Source organism: Mycobacterium sp. NGS26 (assembly GCF_059813025.1).
In genome coordinates this window covers 1,056,321-1,079,460 of record NZ_JCALDU010000001.1, presented here as the reverse complement: position 1 = coordinate 1,079,460, position 23,140 = coordinate 1,056,321, and the positions used below count along the sequence as shown (strand labels likewise).

Genomic DNA, 23,140 nt, shown 5'->3' with positions numbered 1-23,140 from the left:
CGCAAGTTTGGTGCGCTTCGGCAAGGGTATTCGGATGCCAACGCGGACGCGGGGCGGGACGCGTGACGGCTCCGCGTGAGCACGAAGGGATACATGATGTCAAACGAATTGCAGGGCAAGAGAATTGCCATCCTGGCGGCCGACGGGGTGGAGAAGGTGGAACTCGAGCAGCCGCGCGCCGCGCTCGAGGAGGCGGGCGCGGAGGTGCAGCTGCTGTCCCTGAAACCCGGTGATATTCAGGCGCGTAACCACGACCTGGAGCCCGCGGGAACCTTCCCCGTGGACCGGGCTGTCTCGGATGTTTCGGTCGACGAGTTCGACGGCCTGGTGCTGCCCGGCGGCACGGTGAATCCCGACAAGTTGCGCCTGGACCGCTCGGCGGTGTCGTTTGTGCGGGACTTCGTCAACTCGGGAAGGCCGGTCGGCGCGATCTGTCACGGTCCGTGGACCCTGGTGGAGGCCGGGGTGGCGGTCGGGCGAACACTCACGTCGTATCCGAGCATTCGCACCGACCTTCGCAATGCGGGTGCTCACGTGGTGGACGAAGAGGTCGTGGTCGACGAAAACCTGATAACGAGCCGGTCGCCCGCCGACCTGCCCGCGTTCTGCTCGACGGTGGTCGAACAGCTCGCCAGAACCTCGGCGCACGCGTGAATCGGGCGCAGCGTTGACCGCCACCTATCCGGATCTGCGGCCGGAGTTGCTCGTCGCCGAGACCGGCCGGCCGGATGACGTGTACCCGCCGCAAGAGGACTCCCGGCTGCTCGTCGACACGATGCACCGCAGCGGGCTGATCCCGCGCCGGCGGGTGCTCGACCTGTGTGCCGGCAGCGGCTTCGTCGCGATAGCGGCGGCCGAAATGGGTTGTGCCAGCGTCACCGCCTTCGACATCTGCCCGCGCGCGGTGCGCAGCTCCCGGGGCAACGCGGCCGTCGCGGGGGTGGAGATCGACGTCCGCGAGGGCTCCTGGATCGGGGCGCTGAGCTGCGAGCCCTTCGAGGTGGTGGTGTCCAATCCGCCCTATGTGCCGGCACCGCCCGACGACGACACCGCGGCGATCTCGCCGAGCGCCGGGCCGTCGTGGGCATGGAACGCCGGCCTCGACGGGCGGCTGGTGCTGGATCCGCTGTGCGAGTCGGCGTCAAACCTGTTGTGCCGCGGCGGATCCCTGCTGCTCGTCCACTCGGCACTGGCCGGTGTCGGCCAGTCGCTGGACTCGCTGCGGGCAACCGGGCTGGAGGCCGAAGTCATTGCCTCCCAGTGGATTCCATTCGGACCGGTGCTGTCGGCGCGGGCGGCCTGGCTGGAGGAGACGGGCCGGTTGCGGCGCGGCTGCCGGCACGAGGAGCTGGTGGTCATCCGGGCGGACAAGCCATGACCGCCACCCGGGTGCAAGTGGTGCCGAAAGGCCCGGTGCTGGTCTCCGGGCCGGTGCGCATCGAGACGCCCGACGGCCGCGTCGTCGAATCCGACCGGTTCATGGTGGCGATCTGTGCCTGCGGGCGCAGCAGGGAGTACCCGTTGTGCGACACCAGCCACCGGAGATGCCGGCGCGGCTAATCGATGCTAATCGAGCGGTCGCCGCAGCGACGCCTCGTCCCGCTTCCAGCGCGCCATGATGTTGTCCGCCAACCGATTTTCGACCACGGCGTGCGCGCGCATGCCGAAGACGACGTCGGGGTCCAGTCTCGGTTCGCGGGCGACGAGGTCGCCGACGACGTCGAGGCGCACCACCTGTTCGTGCACCGCGTCGGCCACGACGTGCTCGCGGTAGAAGGCGATGCACTGTGGCGGCGCGTCCATCCGTTCCAGCGCCTGGACCATCCGCCGGGAGCCGGGCGGCGAGGTGATCTCCGTCGCCGCGAAATGCCCGATCGCGGCGCCACGCAATCGGCGGTGCAACCCGAACAGCGACATCAGGTTCACCACCGCGAGCGCTTCGGCACCGACGGCGTCAAGGTAGCCCAGATAGGTCGGATCCAGATCGGCGGCAACCAGCAGGTCCGCGAAGAGCTGCTGATGCAGCCGCGGACCCCGGCCGGCGCCGTACTCGTCAAATTCGACCGCCACGAACGCCGCCTTGGCGCCGCCCATCAGCCGCGGGATCGCCCACGCGTGCGGGTCGCCCTCCTTGAGGTGATACAGCGACCTGTGCACGAAGTATTCGCGCATCTGCTGCCAGGTCCCGCTGTCGCGCAGGTGATACGACGGGCCGGTCCCGTCGATGGGCTCGACGGAGATCGCGTCCATTTCCTCCGCCGCCGTGCGGCCGGGGTCGATCGGTCCGACGTCGCGGCGCACCCCCGCCAGGAAGGCCCGCTCGAGTTCGGCGCGCAGGTGCAGGAGGGGGGGATTCCACTCCCAGGTGGGATCCACGCCGGCAAACCCGCGGTAATGCAGCTCGTAGCACATGCACAGGGCCAGCTGCAGGTCCAGGCCGTAGGGATCGGAATCGCGCACGGATGTGCCGATGCGGGCGAGGTGGTCGTTCGACGGCGGTCCCGTCAACGTGCGGCGCACCGCCATCGACAACGGCCCATGGGCCGCCGGGAGGGCGGGTTCGACGGTGATCGATGCGCGGGTCACGCCTGTGTGGATACCACGATCGGGACGGGGCAAACGGTGCGCCGCCGTCAAACCCCCGCCGGGTGCAGACGGAAGCTGATGTCGACCGTCGTTCCGGTTGGGGAAGTGTCGATTTCCATCGCGTTGCTCAGGGCCCTCATCAGCACCAGGCCCCGCCCGCTGTTGCCCGGGTCGGCGGCCGGTTTCTTCCAGGAACCGGTGTCGGTGACTCGCGCCCGGATCTCGCCGTCGGTGGCCTTGGCCTCGAGCAGCATCGACCCGACGGGATGTCCGCGGTACGCGTGCTCGACGCAGTTGGTGCACGCCTCGTTGATCACCAGCACGATGTCGGCGGCTAACTCCTCCGGCACGTCGGCGCCCCGCAGCCAGCCGCCCAGCCGATGCCGGATATCGACCAATTGGTCTGCGGTGGCGATGCTTTCGATGCGCAACGGTGCCCCACCGTGCCGGTAGATCACCATCGCGACGTCGTCGTCATATCCGGCCGCCGGGGCCAGTTCGCGCAGCATCGCATCCGCGACGGCATCCAGCGGCAGCGTCATCGTCTCGACCAAAACGTCTGCGGCGCGGGCGATTCCGTCGTCGATCGACTCGTGCTTGCGCTCGACCAGGCCGTCGGTGAACAGCATCAGCGTCGAGCCCGACGGCAGCACCGTCGACGCCTGTGGGCGGGGCTCGTCCCGGCGGACGGCCAGCGGCACCGAGGTGGCGTCGGTCAGTACGGCCTTCTCGGGCTCGGAACCGGACCCGGCCCCGGCGACCACGGCCGGCATGTGGCCGGCGTTGCTGTACTGCAGCAGACCGGATTCGGTGTCCAGGACGGCCACGAAAACCGTTGTGCAGTAGGCGTTCGGAATGAGCGACGCCGCCGAGTCGAGTTGCTCGAGCAGCAGCGCCGGCTGGGCGCCGTTGATCAACAGCGCCCGCGCCGAGCTGCGCAGCTGGCCCATGATCGCCGCGGCGGGCAAGCCGCGGCCCACGCAGTCGCCGACGACGATGCCGATGCGGTGATCGCCCAGCGGCAGCACGTCATACCAATCGCCGCCGATCTCGAGCGGCGGGACGGCGGGTTCGTAGCGCACGGCAAACCCCGGCGGCGGCTTCACCGGCGGCAGCATCGCGCGCTGCAGGGTTAGCGACGTCTCGCGGGCGCTCTCGAACTGGCGGACATGCTGGATGGCCAGGCTGAGATGGCCGATGAGCACCGTCACCAGCAGCCGATCCTCGGCGCTGATCCAGCGGGGGGAGCCCAGCTCCAGCCACAACGCGACGTCGCCCGCACCGGACAGCACCGCGACCAGCCCCTGCGCCTTCCCGGGGGTGTCCGGCCGGTCGACCGTCTTGGCGGTCAGCGGCAGCTGGTGACGCGCATCCTGAAACGTGCTGCGCAGCCACGGATCAAGGTCGCGCCACGACGACTCGCCGGACTCCCCGGCGATCTGGACGGTCGGCTCCCCGTCGCCGTTCGGCCACGACACGGCGACCACGCGTTGGATGTCGATCGACGTCCGGCACTCGTCGAGCGTGATGGCCAGCAGCTCGGCCACGCTCTTGGCCACGGCCACGGCCGTGGCCAGGCGCAGCACCGCGCTTTCCCGCGCCGCGAACGCGCGCTCTGCGGTGATGTCCCGGATGGTGCCCACGAAAACGTCCCGGTCGCTGCCGGTTTCCTTGACGGCGTTGATGCTCACCGCCACCCAGGCGAGGCGGCCGTCTCGATGCCGAATCGGTGTCTCGTACTCGGCGCTGCCGCTGCTCATCACTTTTTCGATTTGTTGACGCGCCGTCTTCTTGTCGACCAGCCACGGATGGGGCCAGCGATACGGCAAACCTTCGGCGGGGTAGCCCAGGATGTCGGCGAACGCGTGGTTGATCTCGATCACCGCGCCCTCGTGATCGGCGACGAAGAACCCCTCCTGCAGCGAATTCACCAGTGCGGTGCGGAATTTGTCGCGGTCGGCGAGCCCCTCGGCGCGGGCGCGTTGTTCGGCGTAGCGCTTGGTGCCGTCGAGGAATCCGCGGGTTGCGACGTCGAGCGGGGCCAGCGTCTGCAGCAAGAAATCCAGCGCGACCGGCCCGTCAACCCGGATGTCCTTCGCGAGTTCGAGGACCAGCTCGACGTGGTGCTCGATGATGTCGAGCATGCTGATCTGCTCTTCCAGGGCCCGGCGGCCCAGCTCGTGGGCGACGGCCAGGCTGTCCTCGTCGCGGGTGTCCAGGTAGGCCCGCAGCGCGGTGACGTACTGGGCGTGAAAGTCGTCAAGGTTTGCGTTGGTCATGTGGTTGCTCCCCGGTGGCGCGCGGCGAGCACCATCGCATCATCGGATTCCTTGGCGTACTTGCCCAAGATCTCCTCGGCGATCGCTGTGGCCGTGCCCGCGAAGTCGAGGTGGTCCAAGTGCTCCTCGGTGATGCCGTCGGTCGCGATGACGAGCAGGTCGCCGGCGCGCAGCGGAATCACTTGCGCGGGCCTGATTTCCGGGATGCGGTAGCCGACGATGCCCGCGGCCAGCCGCGCGCTGGAGCGGACGTGGACGCCGGCCGCATCCTTGGCCAGCAGGTTGGCCGTGACGTTGCCAACCCCGGTCCACGTCAGCGTGCCGGCCGCAAAATCGACCCGCGCCAGGGTCATCGCGGCTCCTCTGGTGCCGGCCAACACGCGGTGGCACAGCTGGACCAAAACCTCGACCCGCTCGTTGCGGGCGTGCGTGAGCGCGTCGACGGCGCGCAGCGCCGCGGCGGCGGCGGCGGGGCCGTGGCCGAGTCCGTCCAGCACCCCGAACAGGGCGGCAGCACCGTCGATGTCGATCGCTAGGCCGCGGTCGCCGGACGTGTACTCGCCGGGCACCGGGCGGCCCGCCCTTGCCCATTCCATTGGCCCCAGCCGGCCGTGTTCATGCACGGCCGGGAACCCATTTCCACATTTCGATGACCGTCCCGCGGCCGCGCGCGGATTCCACGATCAACCGATCCATCAGGCGGCGGGCCCCGGGCAGGCCCATGCCCAACCCGCGGCCGGTGGAGTATCCGTCCTCCATGGCGCGCTCGATGTCGGCGATGCCGGGCCCGTCGTCCTCGGCGCGCACCACCAGGGCCTTGCGGCCCTCCCGGTCCTCGACCGCGACCCGCACCGCACCGCGACCTGCATAGCTGGTGATGTTTCGCGCGATCTCGGAGATCGCGGTCGCGATCATGGTGACGTCGGTCAGCGAGAATCCGAGGTCGAGTGCGAGCTGGTGGCCGGCTTTGCGGGCTTCGACGATGTCGTCGGGGTTATCGATGTCGACGACGATGTCAGCCTCCACCATCGCGCCCGATCGTCGATTTGCGACTCAGCAGGGCAAGGCCCTCTTCGAGGTCCAGGGCCGTGTTCATGTCATCGAACGCCAGACCCAGTTGGACCATGGCGAAGGCCACCTCTGGCTGCAAACCCACGATCACGGTGTCCGCACCGCGCAGTCGCGTCATGTGCGCGATCGTCCGCAGCGACCGGGCGGCGAACGAATCCATCACGTCGATGGCGGTGACATCGACGATGATGCCCTGCGCGCGGAACCGGCTGACCCGCTCCATCAGGTCGTACCGGAGCCGTTCGGTCTCGGAGTCGGTGAGTGCGGCCTGCACCGTCGCGATCAGAATCGCGCCCTGTTTCAGGATGGGGACTGGCATCGGGAACTCTGCTGATTGGGTCTACCCGGTGGTGTCGCCGGTGCGTGTGACTTCGTAGCCCAGCAGGCGTTCGGCCTCTTCGATACCGCCCTGCAGGTCGCCGACGGCGTTCATCTTCGACAGGTCCAGCCCGATCGTCACCAGCGTCAGGGCGATCTCGGAGGACAGGCCGGTGATGATGACGCTCGCGCCCATCAGCCCCGACGCGTCGACGGTCTGCACCAGGTGGTTCGCCACCGTGGAGTCGATGGTGGGCACACCGGTGATGTCGATGACGACGACCTTCGCGCGGTTGGCGCGGATGGCCCGCAGCAGCTGTTCGGTGACCTGACGGGCGCGCTGGCTGTCCAGCACGCCGATGATCGGCAGAATCAGCAGCTGCTCGCGCACCTGCAGCACCGGGGTCGACAGCTCGCGGATCGCCTCCTGCTGCTGGCGAATGATGCGCTCGCGCTCCTGCACGAAGGACACGCCCACGGTGTTGGCGATGCGGTTGGCCGCCGGCTCGTAGGCGTCCAGCACGCGGTTGAGCATCTCGAAGTCTGTCTGGTACTTCTCGAACAGGGAGCGGGCCAGCACGTCGCGCAGCAGCAAGACGATGCCGAGCACCTCGTCGGTCTCCACGCCCCGGGGGATGATGCGTTCCGACAGGTCGCGCGCATAGGCCTGCAGCGCCTCGACGCTACCGGTCTCGAGCACCTCGACGTAGTTGTCGTAGACGGCGGTGGCTTCGGAGAACAGCTCTTCGGGGGTCATGGCGGTGAGCAACTGCGCCTCGGTGATCCTGCGCGCCCATTCCTCACGCAAAACCGTCCGGTTCTGCCGCAAATGCTGCACTAGCTGCGGTAGCAGGCCCTCGCTGGAGATGCTGACCGTCTGTGCGGCGGTGCTGGTACTGCTGAAATCCGACGGCAAGTCTGACATCTGACCTCCCCATGTGCCGCGTCGCAGTGCGCACGTTCTATGGGGAGACTAGCCTGGATCGTCGCGGGGCAGGTGTTGAGGTCTTCTTCTTTCTCGCAGTTCGCAAAGCAGGTTAGGCTTGCACCACACTTAAGGCACTTAAGGCCCGGGACAAAGGATCGCCATTGTCAGCTCCTGATTCGATTACCACGTTGGTTGCGGACCACGATGGGGTGTCCGTGGTCAGCGTGAGCGGTGAAATCGACCTGGTCACCGCCCCGGCCCTGGAACAAGCCATCGGCGCGGTAGTCGCGGACGGCCCGACGGCACTGGTCATCGATCTTTCCGCGGTGGAGTTCCTCGGCTCGGTGGGGCTGAAGATCCTCGCGGCCACCTACGAGAAGCTGGGCAAGTCCGTCGAGTTCGGGGTGGTCGCGCGGGGTCCGGCGACCAGGCGGCCGATCCACCTGACCGGTTTGGACAAGACCTTCCCGCTGTACCCGACCCTCGACGACGCGTTGACCGCGGTACGGGAAGTCAACGGCTGACGTTCGGTCTCGTCGAGTCCGGCTCGCCGGGGCCGCGTCACCTCATCAGGGCGACATCAGGGCGACATTGCGCCAGAAGCGGGCCAGGCTCTCGGTGCCCCCGAAAAGCGTCGTGAAATTCGTGGAGTCGACCAGCACGATGTCGCCGGCGCGCCGGCCGGCGGGCGGCATCCAGATGAGCGCGTTGAACTCGGTGTTGCCCGCCTCGGTGAACGGATGGGGCCGGGTGGGATCGATTCGTTGCCGGCCGAGCACCCGCAGCGTGTCGCTTTCCGGCGCCGTGAGCTCGTAGTGCGGCAGGTGCGGGTGGAAGTTGAAAGTGGTTACGCCGTCGAGAAGTCCGGGCGCGTCAAGATCGGCGAACGCGGTCAGCGGAGCGATCTCATTGCCGCCTGGGACAACGGCGGGCCTTAGCCCCCACCTGTTGTAGACGGGAACGTCGAGGGCCTTCATCAGCGACCGGGTGTATTGGCTGAAGCGCTGCTGGCGCGGCACCAGCGGGTCGCCGTGGTGTAGGTACTCGACCTGGCGCTGCTCGGGGTCGTGGGTGAAGCCCACGTCGTGGTGCGGGGCCATCAGCAGGCAGGTGCCTTCGCGCTGCAGCCACGCCCGAATCGCTTCGGCCTCCTCCGGTCGCGACTCTTCTTGTCCGAGAACGTGATCCAGCCCGAAAACCATGAGGGTGTCGGCGTCGGCCAGCACCCGCTCGTCGATCGGCAGCTGGTATCCCGCCTGGTCGATCCGCTGGAAGACCGCGACCGGGTGACCGGTCACCTCGCCGGCGAGTTCCTGGAAATGCAGTGTCGAGCGGTGGAACAACTCCAGGGTCCCGGCGATGCCCTGCAGAAAGTGCGCCTCGTCCCACTCCGGCGTCTCGTAGTTCGGCCAGGCCACCCGGCGGACCTCCGTCATGGTGGAGAACCGGTTGTCCATCGCGGCGGGATCGCGTTGGGCCTCCCACGGATAGCTCCACGTCCAGTAGATGCTGATACGCCGGCGGCCTGGCGTGTGCTGACGGGGAAGGTGCGCCTGGTTGTAGGTGCGCGCGGGTGCGCTCATGGTGTCCTCGCAAGGTACTTGAGGCCGTTGATACCGGGAAGGAAGAAGTACGCGCCGCCGGTGAGCGTGGTGAACGCCGGCAATCCCTTGAGGACCTTGCGGATCGGGCGCTTGGGAATCTTGTATTCGAGTGTGCCGTCCTGTGTTCCGCAGATCGGATCGCGCTCGTTGCCCAGCTCGTGAAAGTTGCGGTCGTTGATCCACACGTTTTGCGCGAACTCGAATTGGCGCACCAGGCTGGCGCAGATGATGAACGCGGCGATGCCGCGGTCCGCGCCGTCGTCGTCGGCGCCCTCGGGAAGCGCCTCGCCGTACGTCGCGCCGCGGCGGATCATCCGGCGCCGGTTCATGTTGACCGTCGTGTCGCGCGGGTTCAGCCGGCGGATGTGGGAACCCAGCGGCACCGCGTACCCGAACGGGTCCGGTTCCTTGTAGTTGAAGTCGTTGTTACGCATGGGATCCGCGCCGAGCTCGGGGTCGTCGTGCTCGGGTGCGAGGACCAGCGGTGCACCGCTTCGCCACCGGCCCATCAGTTTCGCGGCAAGGAGGTCCTGCCCGTCCGGCGTGTCGGCCTGTTCCTTCAGGTAGTCGCGGAACAGCCCGACGTGCTCCCGCAGCCGCCGGTAGGCCATGTAGCTGCCGTTGCGCGACAATTCCTCGGGTTGAGGAAGATTCGGTATGTTGCCTTCCTCGTCGGGGTAGCCGAGGATGAATTCGCCGGGCTTCAGCGCCCCGCCGGAACCCGGTGTCGGCTCTTCGCCGCTGCCCTCGATCACCGGTTGGGACAATCGGTCCCGGAACCCGAAGTGATCGTGGGCGTAGTCGAACGGTGGCGTCGCGTTCAGGTCGAGGTAGGACAGCACCCGCACCCCGGGACAGCGTGCGACCAGATCATCGTGAACCGTCGTGCAGCGGCGGTGCTCGGCATCGTTGCGGGCGAACAGGATCGCGATCGCGTGCAGGTCGTCGCCGGCCAACCCGCCGCCCCAGTTGTCGGGGTGGTTCGCACCGGTGTCGCCCAGGATGTCCGCGCGCGCGGCCATGCCCTCACGGAATTCGTCCGGGAACGTGGCGAGCGAGTCCTCGGGAACGCCCAACGCCCGCAGGCCATTCCAGGTGAACGCCAGCGTGACCCAGCGGTCGCTGCTGTCCATCGTCCTGCGCACGTCGGCCGCCGATTGGGCCTTGTCCACCAGCTCGCCCAGCCAGGCTCGCCCTCCCGCCGGGTTGTCGAACGACAGGAATTCGTAGCGCCCCGTCATCGCCGGGGTGCGCGTCACCAGGATGTGCTGGATGTTGTCCAACTCAAGCATGCGCGAGCATCTACTGCATCTGGTCGAGCATGTCGGAGAACGCGGCCTTGAGGCGAAGCGCCTTCTTGATCTCGTCGGCCGTGACATAGGGATACTCCCCGTACTCCAGGAAGCTGGGGAATTGGTGCTCGCGCACGAACTTGATGAATGCCTCCGGGTTGGTCTGCCAGTCCTCGGGGAAGCCTTCCAGGTTGGTGAACACCGTGGTGACGCCCGACTGCGAAAACAGCTTGATCGCGTCTTCGGTGTACTTGTCGAAGTCGGTGTCGAAAATCCCCTGGTATTGGAAATGCAGTCCGAAGCCGACGTCGAACAGAACCCAGCGCAGGTAATGCAGCCGCAGCGGGGCCAGTAGGTCCGGCTGCGCCTCGATTGCCGCCTGGATCACCCTGCCGTACTCGCGGATCGCCTCCTCGCGCCCCGGCTTGACCTTCGCGATGATCGAGAACCCGTAGCAGGCGGGGGTTCTCGGGAAGACGGGCCCGTATCTGCCGCGCTGCAGCTCGAAGTAACCCTCCGCGGGGATGGCCATCGCCGCGGGCTTGGTCCACTCGTGCTCGATCGGCGGCATCGCCTCTCCCGTCTCCTCGATTCGCCCCCCGCTGGGCGGGACGCTACTACGCGAGTCTGGCTCCCGGGCCGTCTTTTACCCGGACGCGCGAGCGGGGCGCTCCCCAAACGCGGCGAGCGGTGCGATGATCACGGCCATGGACGTCGATCACCCGGAGGACGACCAGCGCTGGGATCGCCGGGAACGCGGCGAGACCGAAATCCAACGGCTCGACCGCAATTGGAACAGCCTGCTGCAGGAGTTGCGGGTGGTGCAGACCGGGGTGCAGCTGCTCACCGGATTTCTGCTCACGCTGCCTTTTCAGCAGCGCTTTGACGTGCTCGGCGAGCCCATGCGGATGGTGTATCTGGCGACGGTGGGGTTCTCGGTGGCCTCGACCCTGTTGCTCATCTCCCCGGTCGCCATGCACCGGATGCTGTTCAGGCGGCATCGCTTGCGGGTGTTGGTGTCGGCGGCGCACCGCTGCGCCTACGCCGGGCTGGCGCTGCTGGGCGCCGCGCTGACCGGGGTGACCGTCATCATTTTCGCCGCGGTGTCCGGTCGCGATGTGGGCTTCGTTGCGGGGGCGTGCGCGCTCGTCATGTTCGCGCTTTTCTGGTGGGTGTTGCCGCTGCTGCTGCGTACCCGCGAGAGGTAGCCGATATCAGCGGCGGGCCGCCAGCTCCGCGATGCGGGTGGATTCCAGATGGTCGAGGAGATCCTGCGGGTCCGCGAAGATCGGCGCGGCCCCGGCGGCCTGCAGTTCCGCGTCGGCGATGCCGCCGCTGCGCATCCCGATGCACGCCAACCCCGCGCCCGCCGCGGCGTGGGCGTCCCACACGGCGTCCCCGACGAACACGGCCCGGTCGGGGTTCACGCCGGCCCGATCGAGCGCAACCTGCACGATGCCCGGTTCGGGTTTGGCGGTGTCCACGTCGCGTGACGACGTCGTCTCGGCGATGACGTCGTCGCAGCCGAGCGCCTTGCGTAGCATCTCGAGCTCGTCGTCGGGCGCCGAACTGGCCAGCACCACTTGGAGCCCGAGCCCCGCGACCCGGCGCAGCAGCGCCTGCGCGCCGGGCAACGGTGCGAGCAGGGGCGCCGTTTCGCGGTAGAACCGGCTGTGTGCCTCGCTGATCCGGTCTTGCACGTCGGGCGGGGCTTCCCCGGTCGGGGTGTCGGACAGGCTGCGCACCAGCCGCGAGCCGTCCATGCCGATGCAGCGGTGGATCTGCCAGGCCGCGACCGCTATGCCCTCGCTGTCGAATGCCCGCTGCCAGGCGTAGACGTGCAGGTAGTTGGAATCGACGAGGGTTCCGTCCACGTCGAACAGAACCGCGGGGGGCCGGGCGGGTGTCATCGGTGCGGCATACCCGCGTTCCGCCCCGCCGACACGGGCCGTGGGCGGTTTCACGGCCGCCGGAGCGGGTAGGCCTGTCAGCGGATTCCGGGGCGGCCGTCCGGCGACGGCCGACGCCACCGTGTGCCACCACGAAAGCCGTTGGCAGGCAACGTGCGCCGCGGCGGGCACCGGCTGGCTGGTGTACACCCATCGCCGGGTCCGCCCGGCCGAGCTGCGGCAATGGCGGGCCGGGGGTGCCAATTGTCGCGCGCGCAATTTCTTCGGTTCGTCGGGTGTGAACGGCTCCTGAACGGGGTATCGCCTGAGCCACGGGTGAGTACAGGCAAGTGCGTCAACCCGGCCCTCCGCAGGAAGGAGCACCCCATGGCAACCGCAAGCGATTACGACGCACGCCGCGTGTCCGACGTCGACCCCCAGGATCGGACGGCTCTACGCGAGCTCGCCCCCACCCTGCCGGGCCCGTCCACGACACTCGTGGACGACGACCCCAACGAGGTGCCCTTCTTCGAGCTGCCCGGCGCGGACCTGTCCGGTGAAGAGCTCTCGGTGACCGTGATTCCGCAACGCGCCGACGAGTTCACCTGCTCGAGCTGCTTTTTGGTGCAGCACCGCAGCCGGCTGCGCACCTCGAGTTCGGGCCTGCCGATCTGCGCCGACTGCGCGTGACGCCGCCGCGGGCCGTGGCCGCGCGGGCTTAGACTCGGGGATATGGACGGCACTTTGGCGTTCGACGGCCGATGTGGGGTGTGCACCCGCGCGGTCAACTTACTGGCTCGCTGGAACCGAACGGGCCGGCTGCGCATCGAACCGTGGCAGGACCCGGCGGTGGCCGAGCGGGTCGGTGCCGGCGACCGGTTGACGGAGTCGGCGTGGTGGCTGGACTCGTCCGGCGCGGTCTTCGCCGGCGCGCACGCAATGAACGCGGCCCTTTCCGCCGCGCTCGGCACGCCGCTGCCGTTGTGGATCTACCGAATTCCCGGAGTCGGCGCGCTGCAAGAAGTCATCTATCGCTGGGTGGCGGCACACCGCTATCGCTTCCCCGGCGCGACGCCGCTGTGCGAGGCCGAGCCCGAACGGTGCGGGTAGATCCTTGAGCGCGCGGCGCGCCGCCGCTTGCGCCGAATTGTCGTAGCCACCGATTAGCTTGAGGCCATGGAGAAGCTACTCGGAACGCTCCTGCCGATCGGGCTAGCTCTCCCTTGGTATTTCACGCAAAAGGCCACCGGCAGCGTGGCGGCCGGATTCTGCGCCGGGCTGGGCGGTCTGGTCGTGGCGGTGCTCGTCCTCCTGTGGCTCTCGGCTCGACGGGACCGCTTCCGAGCCGGATTACAGCGAAGGCGCGACCTCAAGCGCGCGGCGTCGGGGATGGTGGACGTCGACCGAATGTCGGGCCTCGAGTTCGAGGAATTCGTTGCGGCACAACTTCGTACCCGGGGCTGGCGGGTCACTCCCACCGCCGGCAGTGGTGACTACGGGGTGGATCTCATCGCCAGAAAGGACGGCACCTGCATGGCGGTCCAATGCAAGAGGCTGGCACGGGCCGTCGGCGTCGCCGCGGTCCAGCAGGTGGTGTCCGGCGCGCGGCATCACGGCTGCAATCAAGCGGTCGTGGTGACAAATCAAACGTTTACCAAGGCGGCCCGCCAGCTGGCCACCACGCATCGCTGCCGGCTCGTCGGGCGGGAGCAGTTGCGCATCTGGGCGGGCGCGGCCGAACGCGCCGAGCGCCGATTGATTCCGGAGCTGGAAGCGTAGGCGGAGGCGTTGGCCGCCTTGCAATGAGTCGGGGTGGCGGGATTTGAACCCACGGCCTCTTCGTCCCGAACGAAGCGCGCTACCAAGCTGCGCCACACCCCGCTTGAAGCCACGACAGCCTATCGCACCGTCGCATCGGCTCGCCAAACCGCGCAGGTCAGTTCCATCGGCAGGAGCGCTCGAATTCGACCAGCGCCGCCGCGGGGCCGGTCGGATCGAGTCCCTGCGCACGGACCCAGTCGTCGCTGAAATACGTGTCGGCATAACGGTCGCCGCTGTCGGCCAGCAGCGTGACCACCGACCCGCTGCGGCCCTCGGCGACCATCTCCGCGAGCACGCCGAAGGCGCCCCACAGGTTGGTGCCCGTCGACGGTCCCACCCGCCGTCCCAGCACGGCGCTGACGTGGCGGGCCGCGGCGATCGACGCCGCGTCGGGCACGGAGACCATGCGATCGACGACGCCGGGCAGAAACGACGGCTCGACGCGCGGCCGGCCGATCCCCTCGATGCGCGACGACGCGGACATCACGATGTCGTACCGGCCCTCGGCGTAGGCGGGAAAGAACGCCGAGTTCTCCGGGTCGACGACGCACAACCGGGTCGCGTGGCGCCGGTAGCGGATGTAGCGGCCGATCGTCGCGCTGGTCCCGCCGGTGCCCGCGCCCACCACGATCCACTCCGGGACGGGATACTCCTCGTCGCGCATCTGCTCGTAGATCGACTCGGCGATGTTGTTGTTGCCACGCCAGTCGGTGGCGCGCTCGGCGTTGGTGAACTGATCCAGGTAGTGCCCGCCGGTCTCGTCGGCGACGCGCTGCGCCTCGGCGTAAACCTCGCCGGAGTTCTGCACGAAATGGCAACGGCCGCCTTGTGATTCGATCAGGGCGACCTTGGCGGAGCTGGTGGCGGCCGGCATCACCGCGACGAACGGCAGGCCCAGCAGCGCCGCGAAGTAGGCCTCCGACACCGCCGTCGAGCCCGACGACGCCTCGACCACCGTGGTGCCCTCGCCGATCCAGCCGTTGCACAGTGCATACAGGAACAGCGAGCGCGCCAACCGGTGCTTGAGGCTGCCGGTGATGTGAGTCGTCTCGTCCTTGAGATACAGGGCGATGTCGACGTCCGCGCTCCATGCCGAGGGCAGCGGGTACCGCAGCAGGTGGGTGTCGGCGCTGCGGCGGGCGTCGGCCTCGATCAGCCGGATCGCGTTGTCCGTCCAGCTGCGTGACTGGCTGCGGACCGCGATCCGGGTCCGTTGGCTCAACGCACCGAGACTGCCGGCTGCGAACGGCCCAGGTCGCTGCTGGAATCCCGGCCGCCCATCGGGGTGGCGATCAGCGTCAGCAGCGTCGCCTCGGGCCTGCAGCAGAACCGCACCGGCGCGTACGGCGAAGTGCCTATCCCGGCCGAGACGTGCAACTGCATGTTGGCGCCCCAGCGCGACGGCCCCTTGGCCCGGGACCGATCCAGCCCGCAGTTGGTCACCACGGCGCCGTAGAACGGCAGGCACACCTGGCCGCCGTGGGTATGTCCGGCCATCACCAGCTGATAGCCGTCGGCGGCGAAACGATCCAGCACGCGCGGCTCGGGGGAATGGGTCAGGCCCAGCCGCAGGTTGGCCACCGGACTGGCCGGGCCCGCGATCGTGTCGTAGCGGTCCCGGTCGATGTGCGGGTCGTCCACCCCGGCCGCGGCGATGTGCAGGCCGGCCACCTCGAACTCACGGCGGGTGTGGGTGAGGTCCAGCCAGCCGCGCTCGGTGAACGCCGCCCGCAGATCCTGCCAGGGCAGCGGCTCACCCCGCACCCGGTGCGACGGGTTGGTCACGTAGTTCAGCGGGTTCTTCAGTCGCGGCCCGAAGTAGTCGTTGCTGCCGAAGACGAAGACGCCCGGACGTGACAGCAGGTCGCCCAGGGTCTGCACCACCGCGGGCACCGCCTTGGGGTGCGCCAGGTTGTCGCCGGTGTTGACCACCAGGTCGGGCTCCCAGCTGGCCAGCTCGCGCAGCCAGGCCTGCTTGCGGCGCTGGTTGGGAAGCATGTGGAGATCGCTGATGTGCAGCACGCGCAGCGGTGTGGAGCCGGGCGACAACACGGGCATGGTGATCTCGCGGAGGACGAACGCGTTGCGCTCGACGATCGCGGCGTAACCGACGCCGGCGACGGTGGATCCGAGCGCGACGGCGCCGGTGCGTGTCAGGGCGCGCAGAACATCAGCCATGCAAGGCAGGATACTGCGGCTCGCGGACCCAGACCGTATCCGCTGCGCGACAAGGTCGACCGAATATCGACTACGGGGGCGGCTGCCCGGGCGGCGCCGGCGGCGGTGGCGCCAGCAACGGGATGGTGATTGGCGGCAGCCCCGGAATCTCGACCACCTGCGATCCCACCGGCGGCGGCGCGCCCTCCGGCGGCGGGGGCGGGGCCGGCGGGATGCCGTTGCTGACCTGGATCGTGATGATCGACCCTGGAATCGTTGCGCCGCTCGGGGTTGTCCCGACGACCTCGCCCTGCTTGGCGCTGCTGTTGACGAAGTTGTTCTGGTCGGCTACCTGGAAGCCCGCCTCCTTGATCCGCTGGCGCGCCGCGTCGATGTCCAACCCGGCGACGCTGGGCACCCGCGACCCGGGTGCCCCGTCGACGTAGCGGGGGTCGGTGGGCGGCAGCTTCACCTCGCCGAAGCTGTCGGCGATCGGCTTCATCGCGGTGAACCAGGTGCGGGCCGGCTCGTTACCGCCGTACAGGTCGCCCTCGCCGCAGTGGCGGAGCGGATTAGAGCACAGGTCCGTCGGCGTGGTCGAGTCATCGTAGATGTAATTTGCAGCCGCGTAATGGCTGGTGAAGCCGACGAAGCCGGACGAGCGGTGGGCCTCGGTGGTGCCGGTCTTGCCGGACATCGGCAGGTTCCAGCCCGCGGCGGCCGCCGAACCGGCGGCCGTGCCACTGCCCACCGCGTCCTTGCTCATCGCGTTGGCCATGGTGTTCGCCAGGCCCTCGGGCACCACCTGATCGCAGGGTTCGGTGGTGACGGCGACCTCGTTGCCGTTGCGGTCGATCAGCTTGTCGATCGGGTTCGGCGGGCACCAGACGCCGCCCGAGGCCAGCGTCGCCGCGACGTTGGACAGCTCCAGGGCGTTCACCTCGATCGGGCCGAGGGTGAACGAGCCGATGTTCTGCCGCTTGACGAAGTCGGCCAGGCTCTCGTTGCTGTCGGGGTTGTAGTCGCGGGCGGTGCCGGGGTCGGCGTAGGAGCGCAGGCCCAGCTTGATCGCCATGTCCACCGTCCGCGTCACCCCGACCTGCTGGATCAGCTTGGCGAACGCGGTGTTGGGGGAGGTGGCGAGCGCGTCGGTCACGTTCATCGAGCCGCGGTAGTTGCCGGCGTTGACCACGCACCAGGTGTCCTTGGGACACCCCTTGGCCCCGCCGCTGCCCATGCCCTTGGCCTGGAATCGGGCCGGCGCCTCGAGCGTGGCGTTGATGCCCATGCCCATGTCCAGCGCGGCGGCCGTCGTGAAGATCTTGAACACCGACCCGGCGCCGTCGCCGACCAGCGAGAACGGCTGGGGCCGCATCGTCTCGCCGGCGTCGAGGTTCAGGCCGTAGGTGCGGTTGCTGGCCATCGCCATCACGTGGTGGGAGGTCTTGCCCGGGGCGATCACGCTCATCACGCTCGAGATGCCCGGCAGCGTCGGGCTGGCGAACTTGTCGATGGCCGCCTTGACCGGGATCTGCACGTCCGGGTTCAGCGTCGTGCGGATCAGGTAGCCGCCCCTGGCGATCTGTTCCTTGCTGATCCCGGCGCGGGACAGATACTCCTGGACGTAGTCGCAGAAGAACGCCCGGTCGCCGGCCGCGATGCAGCCCCGGGGCAGCTCGTTGGGCTGCGGCAATATGCCCAGCGGCTGCGCCTTGGCGGCGCGCAGGGCGTCGGCCTCCTGCGGGATGTTCTCGATCATGGTGTCCAGCACCAGGTTCCGCCGGGCCAGCGCGCCGTCCGGGTTGGTGTACGGGTTCAGCGTGCTGGTGGACTGCACCATGCCCGCCAGCAGCGCCGCCTGCTGCCAGTTCAGGTCCGACGCGTTGATGCCGAAGTAGGTCTGCGCCGCGTCCTGCACGCCGAACGAGTTGTTGCCGAACGAGACGAGGTTGAGGTAACGGGTAAGGATCTCGGGCTTGGTGAACGTCTTGTCCAGCGTGAGGGCCATCCGGATTTCGCGCAGCTTGCGCGCCGGGGTGGTCTCGACCGCGGCGCGCTTTTCGGCGTCGGTTTGGGCGGTCACCAGCAGCTGGTAGTTCTTGATGTACTGCTGCTCGATCGTCGAGCCGCCGCGGGTGTCCACGTCGCCGCGCGCATAGCCGGCCAGCCCGGTCAGCGTGCCCTTCCAGTCCACCCCGTTGTGGTCGGCAAACCGCTTGTCCTCGATCGAGACGATCGCCAGCTTCATGGTGTTGGCGATCTTGTCGCCGGGCACCTCGAAACGGCGCTGCGAGTACAGCCACGCGATCACGTTGCCCTTCGCGTCGACCATTGTCGACACGGCGGGCACCTGACCCTCGAGAAGCTGGGCCGAGCCGTTGGCGACCACCTCGGACGCCCGGTTGGACATCAGCCCGACCCCGCCCGCGAAGGGGAACATCAGCGCGGTCGCGACGACGCCGGCTAACAAACAGCACCCAGCAAGCTTGAGAATCGTGAGTGCCACCGGGGCGCGCTCTGGCATGCGTACTAGGGTAGCGGCCCCTAATCGGCCCTCCTGGCGGGTGATCTTCAACACACTCTGAAGGGGCCTGTGACCAGCGAACTTGATCGCGCTGCCCAGAAAATATTTGCGCTCACGTCAAAGATTGGACGCCCAAAGTGGGTACGCGATGCTACGTGCGGACCTATGATTTCGGACGAGACGGCACGCCCGTCCCAAAAAAGTGTTATCGGACTGTTGCGCAATTGGCACCTGACCACCTAACTTAGACACACGGTGAGCTACAGGTAACACCGAAACTCACAGTGTGGCGTAGATCGCAGCAAGGGGTCTGCACCCGAGGGAGGCGGTCGCGGATTGCGACCGGGAGGAAGGGAAAGCTCGTGTCAGTTTCACGACCGGCCCCGCGTAGGACGAACATTGCGGCCGCACAGGGGGTATTACGCAGCGTCGATGCGGAAGAGCGGATCGCGTGGGTGTCCAAGGCGCTGTGTCGGACGACCGACCCGGACGAACTGTTCGTTCGCGGCGCCGCCCAGCGCAAGGCCGCTGTGATCTGCCGCCACTGCCCGGTGATGCAGGAGTGCGGAGCCGACGCGTTGGACAACAAGGTCGAGTTCGGGGTGTGGGGCGGCATGACCGAGCGTCAGCGCCGGGCGCTGCTCAAGCAACACCCCGAGGTCGTGTCCTGGTCGGACTTCTTCGACAAGCGCAGAAACCGCGGCGTCAGCTGACCCTCGGGCAGCGCATTATAGGCCATTGAGCCCCTCGGGCCGCCACGCGGCGGCCGCGGCCTCGGGCGTGTCGTTCGTCATTACGGTCGTGTTACAGCCTAAATCGGGCCGGGCCACTTACTGATGCGTGTCTAATAGCAACTGGCTTGTGCCCGAGCGAAATTGGGCAGCAACTACTGGCTTGTGTCAAATAAGCGGGGCGAGCCGGCCGGCGCCTATCCGGCGGCCGCGCGACCGTCGCCGGCCGCGGTGATCTGATCGGCGAGCGCGCGCAGCGCCTCCAGGTCCGAGACGTCGAACGGCAGCGACGGGACCCCGATCACCGGCACATGCGGGTTGGCGCCGGTGAACCGGGACAGCAACCGGATCTCGCGCTTGGCGGTCTGGGCCCGGTCGGCATGGATCTGCAGGACGGCCGCGGCCAGCGAGGCGGCCTCGGAGTCCGCCGCCGCCACAAGCGTCTCGTGCCCGTCGATCGCGCGTTCGGCCGGCAGGGCGCAAAGCATCGGGTGGGTGCGGTTCAAGACCAGCCCCGCCAGCGGCATCCCATCCTGGGACAGCCGGTCGACGAAGAAGGACGCCTCCCGCAGCGCGTCGGGCTCGGCCGCGGACACCACGACGAACTGCGTGCCACGCCGCTTCAGCAGCGCATACGTGCGATCCGCCTTCTCGCGGAAACCGCCGAAGGTGGCGTCCAGCGACTGCACGAACGCCGCCGCGTCGGCCAGCATCTGCGAACCGAGCACGGTCGACAACGCCCTCATCGCCAGGCTCATCGCCCCGGTCACCAGCCGCCCGATGCCCCGGCCGGGCGCCAGCAGCAGTCGCCACAACCGGCTGTCCATGAAGCTGCCCAATCGCTTCGGCGCGTCCAAGAAGTCCAGCGCGTTGCGCGACGGCGGGGTGTCGACCACGACCAGATCCCAGCGGTCCTGGCTCAGCAGCTGACCGAGTTTCTCCATCGCCATGTACTCCTGCGTCCCGGCGAGCGACGTGGCGACCGTCTGGTAGAACTGGTTGTCCAGAATCGCCTGTGCCCGATCGGGTCCGGAGTATTGGACCACCATCTCGTCGAACGTGCGGCGCATGTCGAGCATCATCGCGTGCAGCTCACCGCTGACTTCGGGGGCCAACGGAACCCGCTGCGGGGTGTTGCCCAGGTCGTCGACCCCCAACGCCTGCGCCAGCCGCTTGGCCGGGTCGATCGTCAAAACGCATACGGTGCGGCCATATTCGGCCGCACGCAAGGCCATCGCGGCCGCGGTGGTGGTCTTGCCGACGCCACCGGCCCCACAGCACACCACCACCCGGTTGGCGGTATCGGCCAGTATCGCGGCCATGTCAAGGGTTTTCGGCGTGACGCTCATCGGACCCCCTGTTGCGCAAGCGATTCCGAAAGCTCATACAGGCTGCCCAGGTCGACGCCGTCGGAGATCGTCGGCAGCTCCAGCCGGGGCACATGCAGCGCATCGAGCTGTTGCGCGGTCTCGGCCCGCGCCGCGATTCGTGTCGCATGCTGAATGGTTTCGGTCAGCAACCCGGCGAAATCGGCGTCGTCGAGCTGGATTCCGGCCATCTGAAGCCCGGCTCGCACCGAGTCCGCGTCGACATCACCCTCGGCGGCCTTCGCCAGATCGCGAGGCTCGAGGTAGGACGGGATGTTGCGATTGACGATCACGCTGCCGATCGGCAGCTTCATCTCCGCGAGCTCGTCGATGGCCTCCATGGTCTCCTGCACCGGCAGCGCCTCCAGCAGGGTGACCAGGTGGATGGCGGTTAGGTCGGAGTGCAGCAGCTGGACCACGCCCTCGCTCTGCGAGTGCACGGGCCCCCCCTTGGCCAAATCCGACAGCGCCTTGGTGACGTCGAGGAAACGCGCGATGCGTCCGGTGGGTGGCGCGTCGACGACGACGGCGTCATAGACCGGGAGCCGGTTCTGGTCGACGCGGACGACCGCCTCCTTGATCTTGCCGGTGAGCAGCACGTCGCGCAGCCCAGGCGCGATCGTCGTCGCGAACTCGATCGCGCCGATGCGCCGCATCGCGCGGCCCGCGATGCCCAGGTTGTAGAACATGTCGAGGTATTCCAGGAACGCGGCCTCGATGTCGATGGCCAGGGCGTTGACCTGGCCGCCGCGCTCGGCGCTCGCGATCTTGAGCTCCTGATAGGGCAGGGGCGGGACGTCGAAGAGTTGCGCAATCCCTTGGCGCCCTTCGACTTCCACGAGGAGGACCTTTCGGCCCCCGGCCGCTAGGGTCAGCGCCAGCGCAGCCGCGATCGTCGACTTGCCCGTGCCGCCCTTGCCGGTCACGAAATGCAGGCGGACCTTCGACAGGCGCGCGGGCCAGCCGACGGCGGGGCGGCCGCTAGGAGTGGTTGCCACCATCGCATGCTAGCCCGACGGCCGCACGGCGCTCGGGCTGCCCGGAGCCGTCGATGCCCGACCGATAAGCTCGCGTCATGAGCCAACCGACAGCATGGGAGTACGTGACGGTTCCGCTGCTCACGCACGCCACCAAACAGATCCTCGACCAGTGGGGCGCCGACGGCTGGGAGTTGGTGGCGGTGCTGCCGGGGCCCACGGGTGAACAGCACGTCGCGTACCTGAAGCGTCCCAAGTAAGGGGCATTGCGTTCATGAACGCATCGGTTCGGCTGGGCGAGCTCGGCGTCAGGCTTCCCGAAGTGGTGGCGCCGCTGGCCTCCTATGTCCCGGCCGTGCGCACCGGCAACCTGGTCTACACCGCGGGCCAGCTGCCGATGGAGGACGGAAAGCTGGCGCGCGAGGGCAAGGTCGGCGCGGAGATCAGCCCCGACGAGGGCAGGGCGATGGCGCGCATCTGCGCGCTCAACGCGCTGGCGGCTGTGGACTCGCTGGTCGGCATCGACGCGGTCACCCGGGTGGTCAAGGTCGTCGGGTTCGTCGCGTCCGCCCCGGATTTCCACGGGCAGCCCGGCGTGATCAACGGCGCCTCGGAACTGCTCGCCGAGGTGTTCGGCGACAAGGGCGCCCACGCGCGCTCGGCGGTCGGCGTCGCCGAGCTACCGCTGGGTGCGCCGGTGGAGGTCGAGCTGATCGTGGAGGTCGGCTGACGGCCGTGACCGGGGTTGCCGAGTCGCTGAACCATCCCGCATACGGCAGGTTGCGGGCGGTCACCGACACGGCCTCGGTCCTGCTGGCCGACAACCCCGGCCTGCTGACGCTGGACGGCACGAACACCTGGGTGCTGCGCGGACCGCGCAGCGACGAGCTGGTGATCGTCGACCCCGGGCCCGACGACGACGAGCACATCGACCGGATCGCCGCGCTGGGCCGCGTCGCGCTGGTGCTGATCAGCCATCGGCACGGCGACCACACCGACGGCATCGACAAGCTGGTCGAGCGGACCGGGGCGACGGTGCGGTCGGCGGGCAGCGGGTTCCTGCGCGGCCTCGGTGGTGAGCTGACCGACGGCGAGGTGATCGACGCGGCCGGCCTGAAGATCACCGTTATGGCGACGCCCGGCCACACCGCCGATTCGGTGTCGTTCCTGCTCGACGATGCCGTGCTGACGGCGGACACCGTGTTGGGCCGCGGCACCACCGTCATCGACAAGGAGGACGGCAGCCTGGCCGATTATTTGGAGTCACTGCGGCGGCTGCGCGGCCTGGGCCGGCGTGCGGTGTTGCCGGGACACGGGCCGAATCTGGCCGACCTGGAGGCCGTCGCCTACGGCTACCTGATGCACCGCCACGAACGTCTGGAGCAGGTCCGCGCCGCGCTGTGGGACCTGGGCGAGGAAGCCACGACGCGCGAGATCGTCGAGTACGTCTACGTCGACGTCGACGAGAAGCTCTGGGACGCGGCCGAATGGTCCGTCCAGGCGCAACTGGACTATCTGCGGACTCGGTAGCGCGAGCAGACGGAAAAGCCCCTGATTCAGCCCCGATTGGGGTGCTTTTGTGTCTGTTCGGCGAGG

The 23,140-nt window shown here is 68.4% G+C and carries 27 protein-coding genes and 1 tRNA gene; 12 read left to right on the top strand and 16 right to left on the bottom strand.

Annotated features, from left to right (window positions below):
- The first annotated feature begins 96 nt into the window (after positions 1 to 96).
- From AC5Y6X_RS05275 to AC5Y6X_RS05265, 3 genes are read left to right on the top strand one after another with little or no spacing between them, the layout of a single operon-like run.
- Positions 97 to 654: a type 1 glutamine amidotransferase domain-containing protein gene (locus tag AC5Y6X_RS05275; protein ID WP_324679544.1), complete on the top strand. Its 558-nt coding sequence runs from the start codon at positions 97 to 99 to the stop codon at positions 652 to 654.
- A gap of 13 nt (positions 655 to 667) precedes the next feature.
- Complete coding sequence (locus AC5Y6X_RS05270; protein WP_324679542.1) at positions 668 to 1,378, top strand: HemK2/MTQ2 family protein methyltransferase; 711 nt, start codon at positions 668 to 670, stop codon at positions 1,376 to 1,378.
- On the top strand, positions 1,375 to 1,560 hold the full coding sequence (locus AC5Y6X_RS05265; RefSeq protein WP_324679540.1) for a CDGSH iron-sulfur domain-containing protein: 186 nt from the start codon (positions 1,375 to 1,377) through the stop codon (positions 1,558 to 1,560). The genes AC5Y6X_RS05270 and AC5Y6X_RS05265 overlap by 4 nt, the downstream gene beginning before the upstream one ends.
- 6 nt (positions 1,561 to 1,566) lie before the next feature.
- Here the strand turns inward: AC5Y6X_RS05265 and AC5Y6X_RS05260 are convergent, their stop codons facing one another.
- Genes AC5Y6X_RS05260 through AC5Y6X_RS05235 form a run of 6 tightly spaced genes read right to left on the bottom strand, consistent with a single transcriptional unit; the run spans position 1,567 to position 7,179 of the window.
- Positions 1,567 to 2,586, bottom strand: coding sequence for an iron-containing redox enzyme family protein (locus AC5Y6X_RS05260; protein WP_499984970.1), 1,020 nt, complete (start codon positions 2,584 to 2,586; stop codon positions 1,567 to 1,569).
- A gap of 47 nt (positions 2,587 to 2,633) precedes the next feature.
- Positions 2,634 to 4,865, bottom strand: coding sequence for a SpoIIE family protein phosphatase (locus tag AC5Y6X_RS05255; protein ID WP_324679536.1), 2,232 nt, complete (start codon positions 4,863 to 4,865; stop codon positions 2,634 to 2,636).
- Positions 4,862 to 5,488 (bottom strand): SpoIIE family protein phosphatase, encoded by a 627-nt coding sequence (locus tag AC5Y6X_RS05250; protein WP_324679534.1) that lies wholly within the window; start codon positions 5,486 to 5,488, stop codon positions 4,862 to 4,864. The genes AC5Y6X_RS05255 and AC5Y6X_RS05250 overlap by 4 nt, the downstream gene beginning before the upstream one ends.
- Complete coding sequence (locus AC5Y6X_RS05245; protein WP_324679778.1) at positions 5,481 to 5,891, bottom strand: anti-sigma regulatory factor; 411 nt, start codon at positions 5,889 to 5,891, stop codon at positions 5,481 to 5,483. The genes AC5Y6X_RS05250 and AC5Y6X_RS05245 overlap by 8 nt, the downstream gene beginning before the upstream one ends.
- Positions 5,881 to 6,255, bottom strand: a complete 375-nt coding sequence (locus tag AC5Y6X_RS05240) for an STAS domain-containing protein (RefSeq protein ID WP_324679533.1) — start codon at positions 6,253 to 6,255, stop codon at positions 5,881 to 5,883. The genes AC5Y6X_RS05245 and AC5Y6X_RS05240 overlap by 11 nt, the downstream gene beginning before the upstream one ends.
- A 21-nt stretch (positions 6,256 to 6,276) precedes the next feature.
- On the bottom strand, positions 6,277 to 7,179 hold the full coding sequence (locus AC5Y6X_RS05235) for an STAS domain-containing protein (RefSeq protein ID WP_324679531.1): 903 nt from the start codon (positions 7,177 to 7,179) through the stop codon (positions 6,277 to 6,279).
- Between the two features lie 164 nt (positions 7,180 to 7,343).
- On the opposite strand from AC5Y6X_RS05235, the gene AC5Y6X_RS05230 reads away from it, so the two are divergent.
- The gene (locus AC5Y6X_RS05230) at positions 7,344 to 7,706 is read left to right on the top strand and encodes an STAS domain-containing protein (RefSeq protein ID WP_324679529.1); all 363 of its coding nucleotides are present in this window, start codon (positions 7,344 to 7,346) and stop codon (positions 7,704 to 7,706) included.
- Positions 7,707 to 7,751: 45 nt separating this feature from the next.
- On the opposite strand, the gene AC5Y6X_RS05225 is transcribed toward AC5Y6X_RS05230, so the two are convergent.
- Genes AC5Y6X_RS05225 through AC5Y6X_RS05215 form a run of 3 tightly spaced genes read right to left on the bottom strand, consistent with a single transcriptional unit; the run spans position 7,752 to position 10,649 of the window.
- Positions 7,752 to 8,765: a hypothetical protein gene (locus tag AC5Y6X_RS05225; protein WP_324679528.1), complete on the bottom strand. Its 1,014-nt coding sequence runs from the start codon at positions 8,763 to 8,765 to the stop codon at positions 7,752 to 7,754.
- Positions 8,762 to 10,078 (bottom strand): Dyp-type peroxidase, encoded by a 1,317-nt coding sequence (locus AC5Y6X_RS05220; RefSeq protein WP_324679526.1) that lies wholly within the window; start codon positions 10,076 to 10,078, stop codon positions 8,762 to 8,764. Before AC5Y6X_RS05220 ends, AC5Y6X_RS05225 begins: the two co-directional genes overlap by 4 nt.
- 10 nt (positions 10,079 to 10,088) lie before the next feature.
- Positions 10,089 to 10,649 carry a hypothetical protein gene (locus tag AC5Y6X_RS05215; RefSeq protein WP_324679524.1) on the bottom strand — a complete coding sequence of 187 codons (561 nt, stop codon included), beginning with the start codon at positions 10,647 to 10,649 and terminating at the stop codon, positions 10,089 to 10,091.
- 136 nt (positions 10,650 to 10,785) lie between these two features.
- Here AC5Y6X_RS05215 and AC5Y6X_RS05210 point away from each other — a divergent pair, with 136 nt between their 5' ends.
- The gene (locus AC5Y6X_RS05210; RefSeq protein WP_324679522.1) at positions 10,786 to 11,286 is read left to right on the top strand and encodes a DUF6328 family protein; all 501 of its coding nucleotides are present in this window, start codon (positions 10,786 to 10,788) and stop codon (positions 11,284 to 11,286) included.
- Between the two features lie 6 nt (positions 11,287 to 11,292).
- On the opposite strand, the gene AC5Y6X_RS05205 is transcribed toward AC5Y6X_RS05210, so the two are convergent.
- Positions 11,293 to 11,988, bottom strand: a complete 696-nt coding sequence (locus AC5Y6X_RS05205) for an HAD family hydrolase (RefSeq protein ID WP_324679520.1) — start codon at positions 11,986 to 11,988, stop codon at positions 11,293 to 11,295.
- A gap of 366 nt (positions 11,989 to 12,354) precedes the next feature.
- On the opposite strand from AC5Y6X_RS05205, the gene AC5Y6X_RS05200 reads away from it, so the two are divergent.
- From AC5Y6X_RS05200 to AC5Y6X_RS05190, 3 genes are all read left to right on the top strand, one after another.
- Positions 12,355 to 12,657 (top strand): DUF4193 domain-containing protein, encoded by a 303-nt coding sequence (locus AC5Y6X_RS05200; protein WP_324679518.1) that lies wholly within the window; start codon positions 12,355 to 12,357, stop codon positions 12,655 to 12,657.
- Between the two features lie 42 nt (positions 12,658 to 12,699).
- A complete protein-coding gene (locus tag AC5Y6X_RS05195; protein ID WP_324679516.1) occupies positions 12,700 to 13,077 on the top strand; it encodes a thiol-disulfide oxidoreductase DCC family protein in 378 nt (125 codons plus the stop codon).
- A 66-nt stretch (positions 13,078 to 13,143) separates the two neighbouring features.
- Positions 13,144 to 13,746: a restriction endonuclease gene (locus AC5Y6X_RS05190; RefSeq protein WP_324679514.1), complete on the top strand. Its 603-nt coding sequence runs from the start codon at positions 13,144 to 13,146 to the stop codon at positions 13,744 to 13,746.
- A 28-nt stretch (positions 13,747 to 13,774) separates the two neighbouring features.
- Here AC5Y6X_RS05190 and AC5Y6X_RS05185 read toward each other — a convergent pair.
- From AC5Y6X_RS05185 to ponA2, 4 genes are all read right to left on the bottom strand, one after another.
- Positions 13,775 to 13,848 (bottom strand) — tRNA-Pro (locus AC5Y6X_RS05185).
- A 55-nt stretch (positions 13,849 to 13,903) separates the two neighbouring features.
- Positions 13,904 to 15,010, bottom strand: a complete 1,107-nt coding sequence (gene cds1 / locus AC5Y6X_RS05180; protein WP_324679512.1) for an L-cysteine desulfhydrase Cds1 — start codon at positions 15,008 to 15,010, stop codon at positions 13,904 to 13,906.
- The gene (locus AC5Y6X_RS05175; RefSeq protein WP_324679510.1) at positions 15,007 to 15,966 is read right to left on the bottom strand and encodes a metallophosphoesterase; all 960 of its coding nucleotides are present in this window, start codon (positions 15,964 to 15,966) and stop codon (positions 15,007 to 15,009) included. Before AC5Y6X_RS05175 ends, cds1 begins: the two co-directional genes overlap by 4 nt.
- Positions 15,967 to 16,036: 70 nt before the next feature.
- The gene (gene ponA2, locus AC5Y6X_RS05170) at positions 16,037 to 18,469 is read right to left on the bottom strand and encodes a transglycosylase/D,D-transpeptidase PonA2 (protein ID WP_324679508.1); all 2,433 of its coding nucleotides are present in this window, start codon (positions 18,467 to 18,469) and stop codon (positions 16,037 to 16,039) included.
- Between the two features lie 362 nt (positions 18,470 to 18,831).
- On the opposite strand from ponA2, the gene AC5Y6X_RS05165 reads away from it, so the two are divergent.
- Positions 18,832 to 19,182 carry a WhiB family transcriptional regulator gene (locus AC5Y6X_RS05165; RefSeq protein WP_324679506.1) on the top strand — a complete coding sequence of 117 codons (351 nt, stop codon included), beginning with the start codon at positions 18,832 to 18,834 and terminating at the stop codon, positions 19,180 to 19,182.
- Positions 19,183 to 19,397: 215 nt separating this feature from the next.
- Here AC5Y6X_RS05165 and bagB read toward each other — a convergent pair whose 3' ends face one another.
- The gene (gene bagB, locus AC5Y6X_RS05160; RefSeq protein WP_324679505.1) at positions 19,398 to 20,549 is read right to left on the bottom strand and encodes an ATPase BagB; all 1,152 of its coding nucleotides are present in this window, start codon (positions 20,547 to 20,549) and stop codon (positions 19,398 to 19,400) included.
- Positions 20,546 to 21,568, bottom strand: coding sequence for an ATPase BagA (gene bagA, locus AC5Y6X_RS05155; protein ID WP_324679503.1), 1,023 nt, complete (start codon positions 21,566 to 21,568; stop codon positions 20,546 to 20,548). Before bagA ends, bagB begins: the two co-directional genes overlap by 4 nt.
- A gap of 74 nt (positions 21,569 to 21,642) precedes the next feature.
- Here bagA and sp36 point away from each other — a divergent pair, with 74 nt between their 5' ends.
- Genes sp36 through AC5Y6X_RS05140 form a run of 3 tightly spaced genes read left to right on the top strand, consistent with a single transcriptional unit; the run spans position 21,643 to position 23,074 of the window.
- Positions 21,643 to 21,804, top strand: coding sequence for a Sp36 family protein (gene sp36 / locus AC5Y6X_RS05150; RefSeq protein WP_142272602.1), 162 nt, complete (start codon positions 21,643 to 21,645; stop codon positions 21,802 to 21,804).
- A 14-nt stretch (positions 21,805 to 21,818) separates the two neighbouring features.
- Positions 21,819 to 22,274, top strand: coding sequence for a RidA family protein (locus tag AC5Y6X_RS05145; RefSeq protein ID WP_324679500.1), 456 nt, complete (start codon positions 21,819 to 21,821; stop codon positions 22,272 to 22,274).
- A 5-nt stretch (positions 22,275 to 22,279) separates the two neighbouring features.
- Positions 22,280 to 23,074, top strand: a complete 795-nt coding sequence (locus AC5Y6X_RS05140) for an MBL fold metallo-hydrolase (RefSeq protein WP_324679498.1) — start codon at positions 22,280 to 22,282, stop codon at positions 23,072 to 23,074.
- The last annotated feature ends 66 nt before the right edge of the window (positions 23,075 to 23,140 follow it).

Coding starts and splice junctions, on each gene's coding strand:
- AC5Y6X_RS05275 (WP_324679544.1), top strand. CDS start 97: ATGTCAAACGAATTGCAGGGCAAGAGAATTGCCATCCTGGCGGCCGAC.
- AC5Y6X_RS05265 (WP_324679540.1), top strand. CDS start 1,375: ATGACCGCCACCCGGGTGCAAGTGGTGCCGAAAGGCCCGGTGCTGGTC.
- AC5Y6X_RS05255 (WP_324679536.1), bottom strand. CDS start 4,865: ATGACCAACGCAAACCTTGACGACTTTCACGCCCAGTACGTCACCGCG.
- AC5Y6X_RS05240 (WP_324679533.1), bottom strand. CDS start 6,255: ATGCCAGTCCCCATCCTGAAACAGGGCGCGATTCTGATCGCGACGGTG.
- AC5Y6X_RS05235 (WP_324679531.1), bottom strand. CDS start 7,179: ATGTCAGACTTGCCGTCGGATTTCAGCAGTACCAGCACCGCCGCACAG.
- AC5Y6X_RS05225 (WP_324679528.1), bottom strand. CDS start 8,765: ATGAGCGCACCCGCGCGCACCTACAACCAGGCGCACCTTCCCCGTCAG.
- AC5Y6X_RS05220 (WP_324679526.1), bottom strand. CDS start 10,078: ATGCTTGAGTTGGACAACATCCAGCACATCCTGGTGACGCGCACCCCG.
- AC5Y6X_RS05215 (WP_324679524.1), bottom strand. CDS start 10,649: ATGCCGCCGATCGAGCACGAGTGGACCAAGCCCGCGGCGATGGCCATC.
- AC5Y6X_RS05210 (WP_324679522.1), top strand. CDS start 10,786: ATGGACGTCGATCACCCGGAGGACGACCAGCGCTGGGATCGCCGGGAA.
- AC5Y6X_RS05205 (WP_324679520.1), bottom strand. CDS start 11,988: ATGACACCCGCCCGGCCCCCCGCGGTTCTGTTCGACGTGGACGGAACC.
- AC5Y6X_RS05200 (WP_324679518.1), top strand. CDS start 12,355: ATGGCAACCGCAAGCGATTACGACGCACGCCGCGTGTCCGACGTCGAC.
- AC5Y6X_RS05195 (WP_324679516.1), top strand. CDS start 12,700: ATGGACGGCACTTTGGCGTTCGACGGCCGATGTGGGGTGTGCACCCGC.
- AC5Y6X_RS05190 (WP_324679514.1), top strand. CDS start 13,144: ATGGAGAAGCTACTCGGAACGCTCCTGCCGATCGGGCTAGCTCTCCCT.
- AC5Y6X_RS05175 (WP_324679510.1), bottom strand. CDS start 15,966: ATGGCTGATGTTCTGCGCGCCCTGACACGCACCGGCGCCGTCGCGCTC.
- ponA2 (WP_324679508.1), bottom strand. CDS start 18,469: ATGCCAGAGCGCGCCCCGGTGGCACTCACGATTCTCAAGCTTGCTGGG.
- bagB (WP_324679505.1), bottom strand. CDS start 20,549: ATGAGCGTCACGCCGAAAACCCTTGACATGGCCGCGATACTGGCCGAT.
- bagA (WP_324679503.1), bottom strand. CDS start 21,568: ATGGTGGCAACCACTCCTAGCGGCCGCCCCGCCGTCGGCTGGCCCGCG.
- sp36 (WP_142272602.1), top strand. CDS start 21,643: ATGAGCCAACCGACAGCATGGGAGTACGTGACGGTTCCGCTGCTCACG.
- AC5Y6X_RS05145 (WP_324679500.1), top strand. CDS start 21,819: ATGAACGCATCGGTTCGGCTGGGCGAGCTCGGCGTCAGGCTTCCCGAA.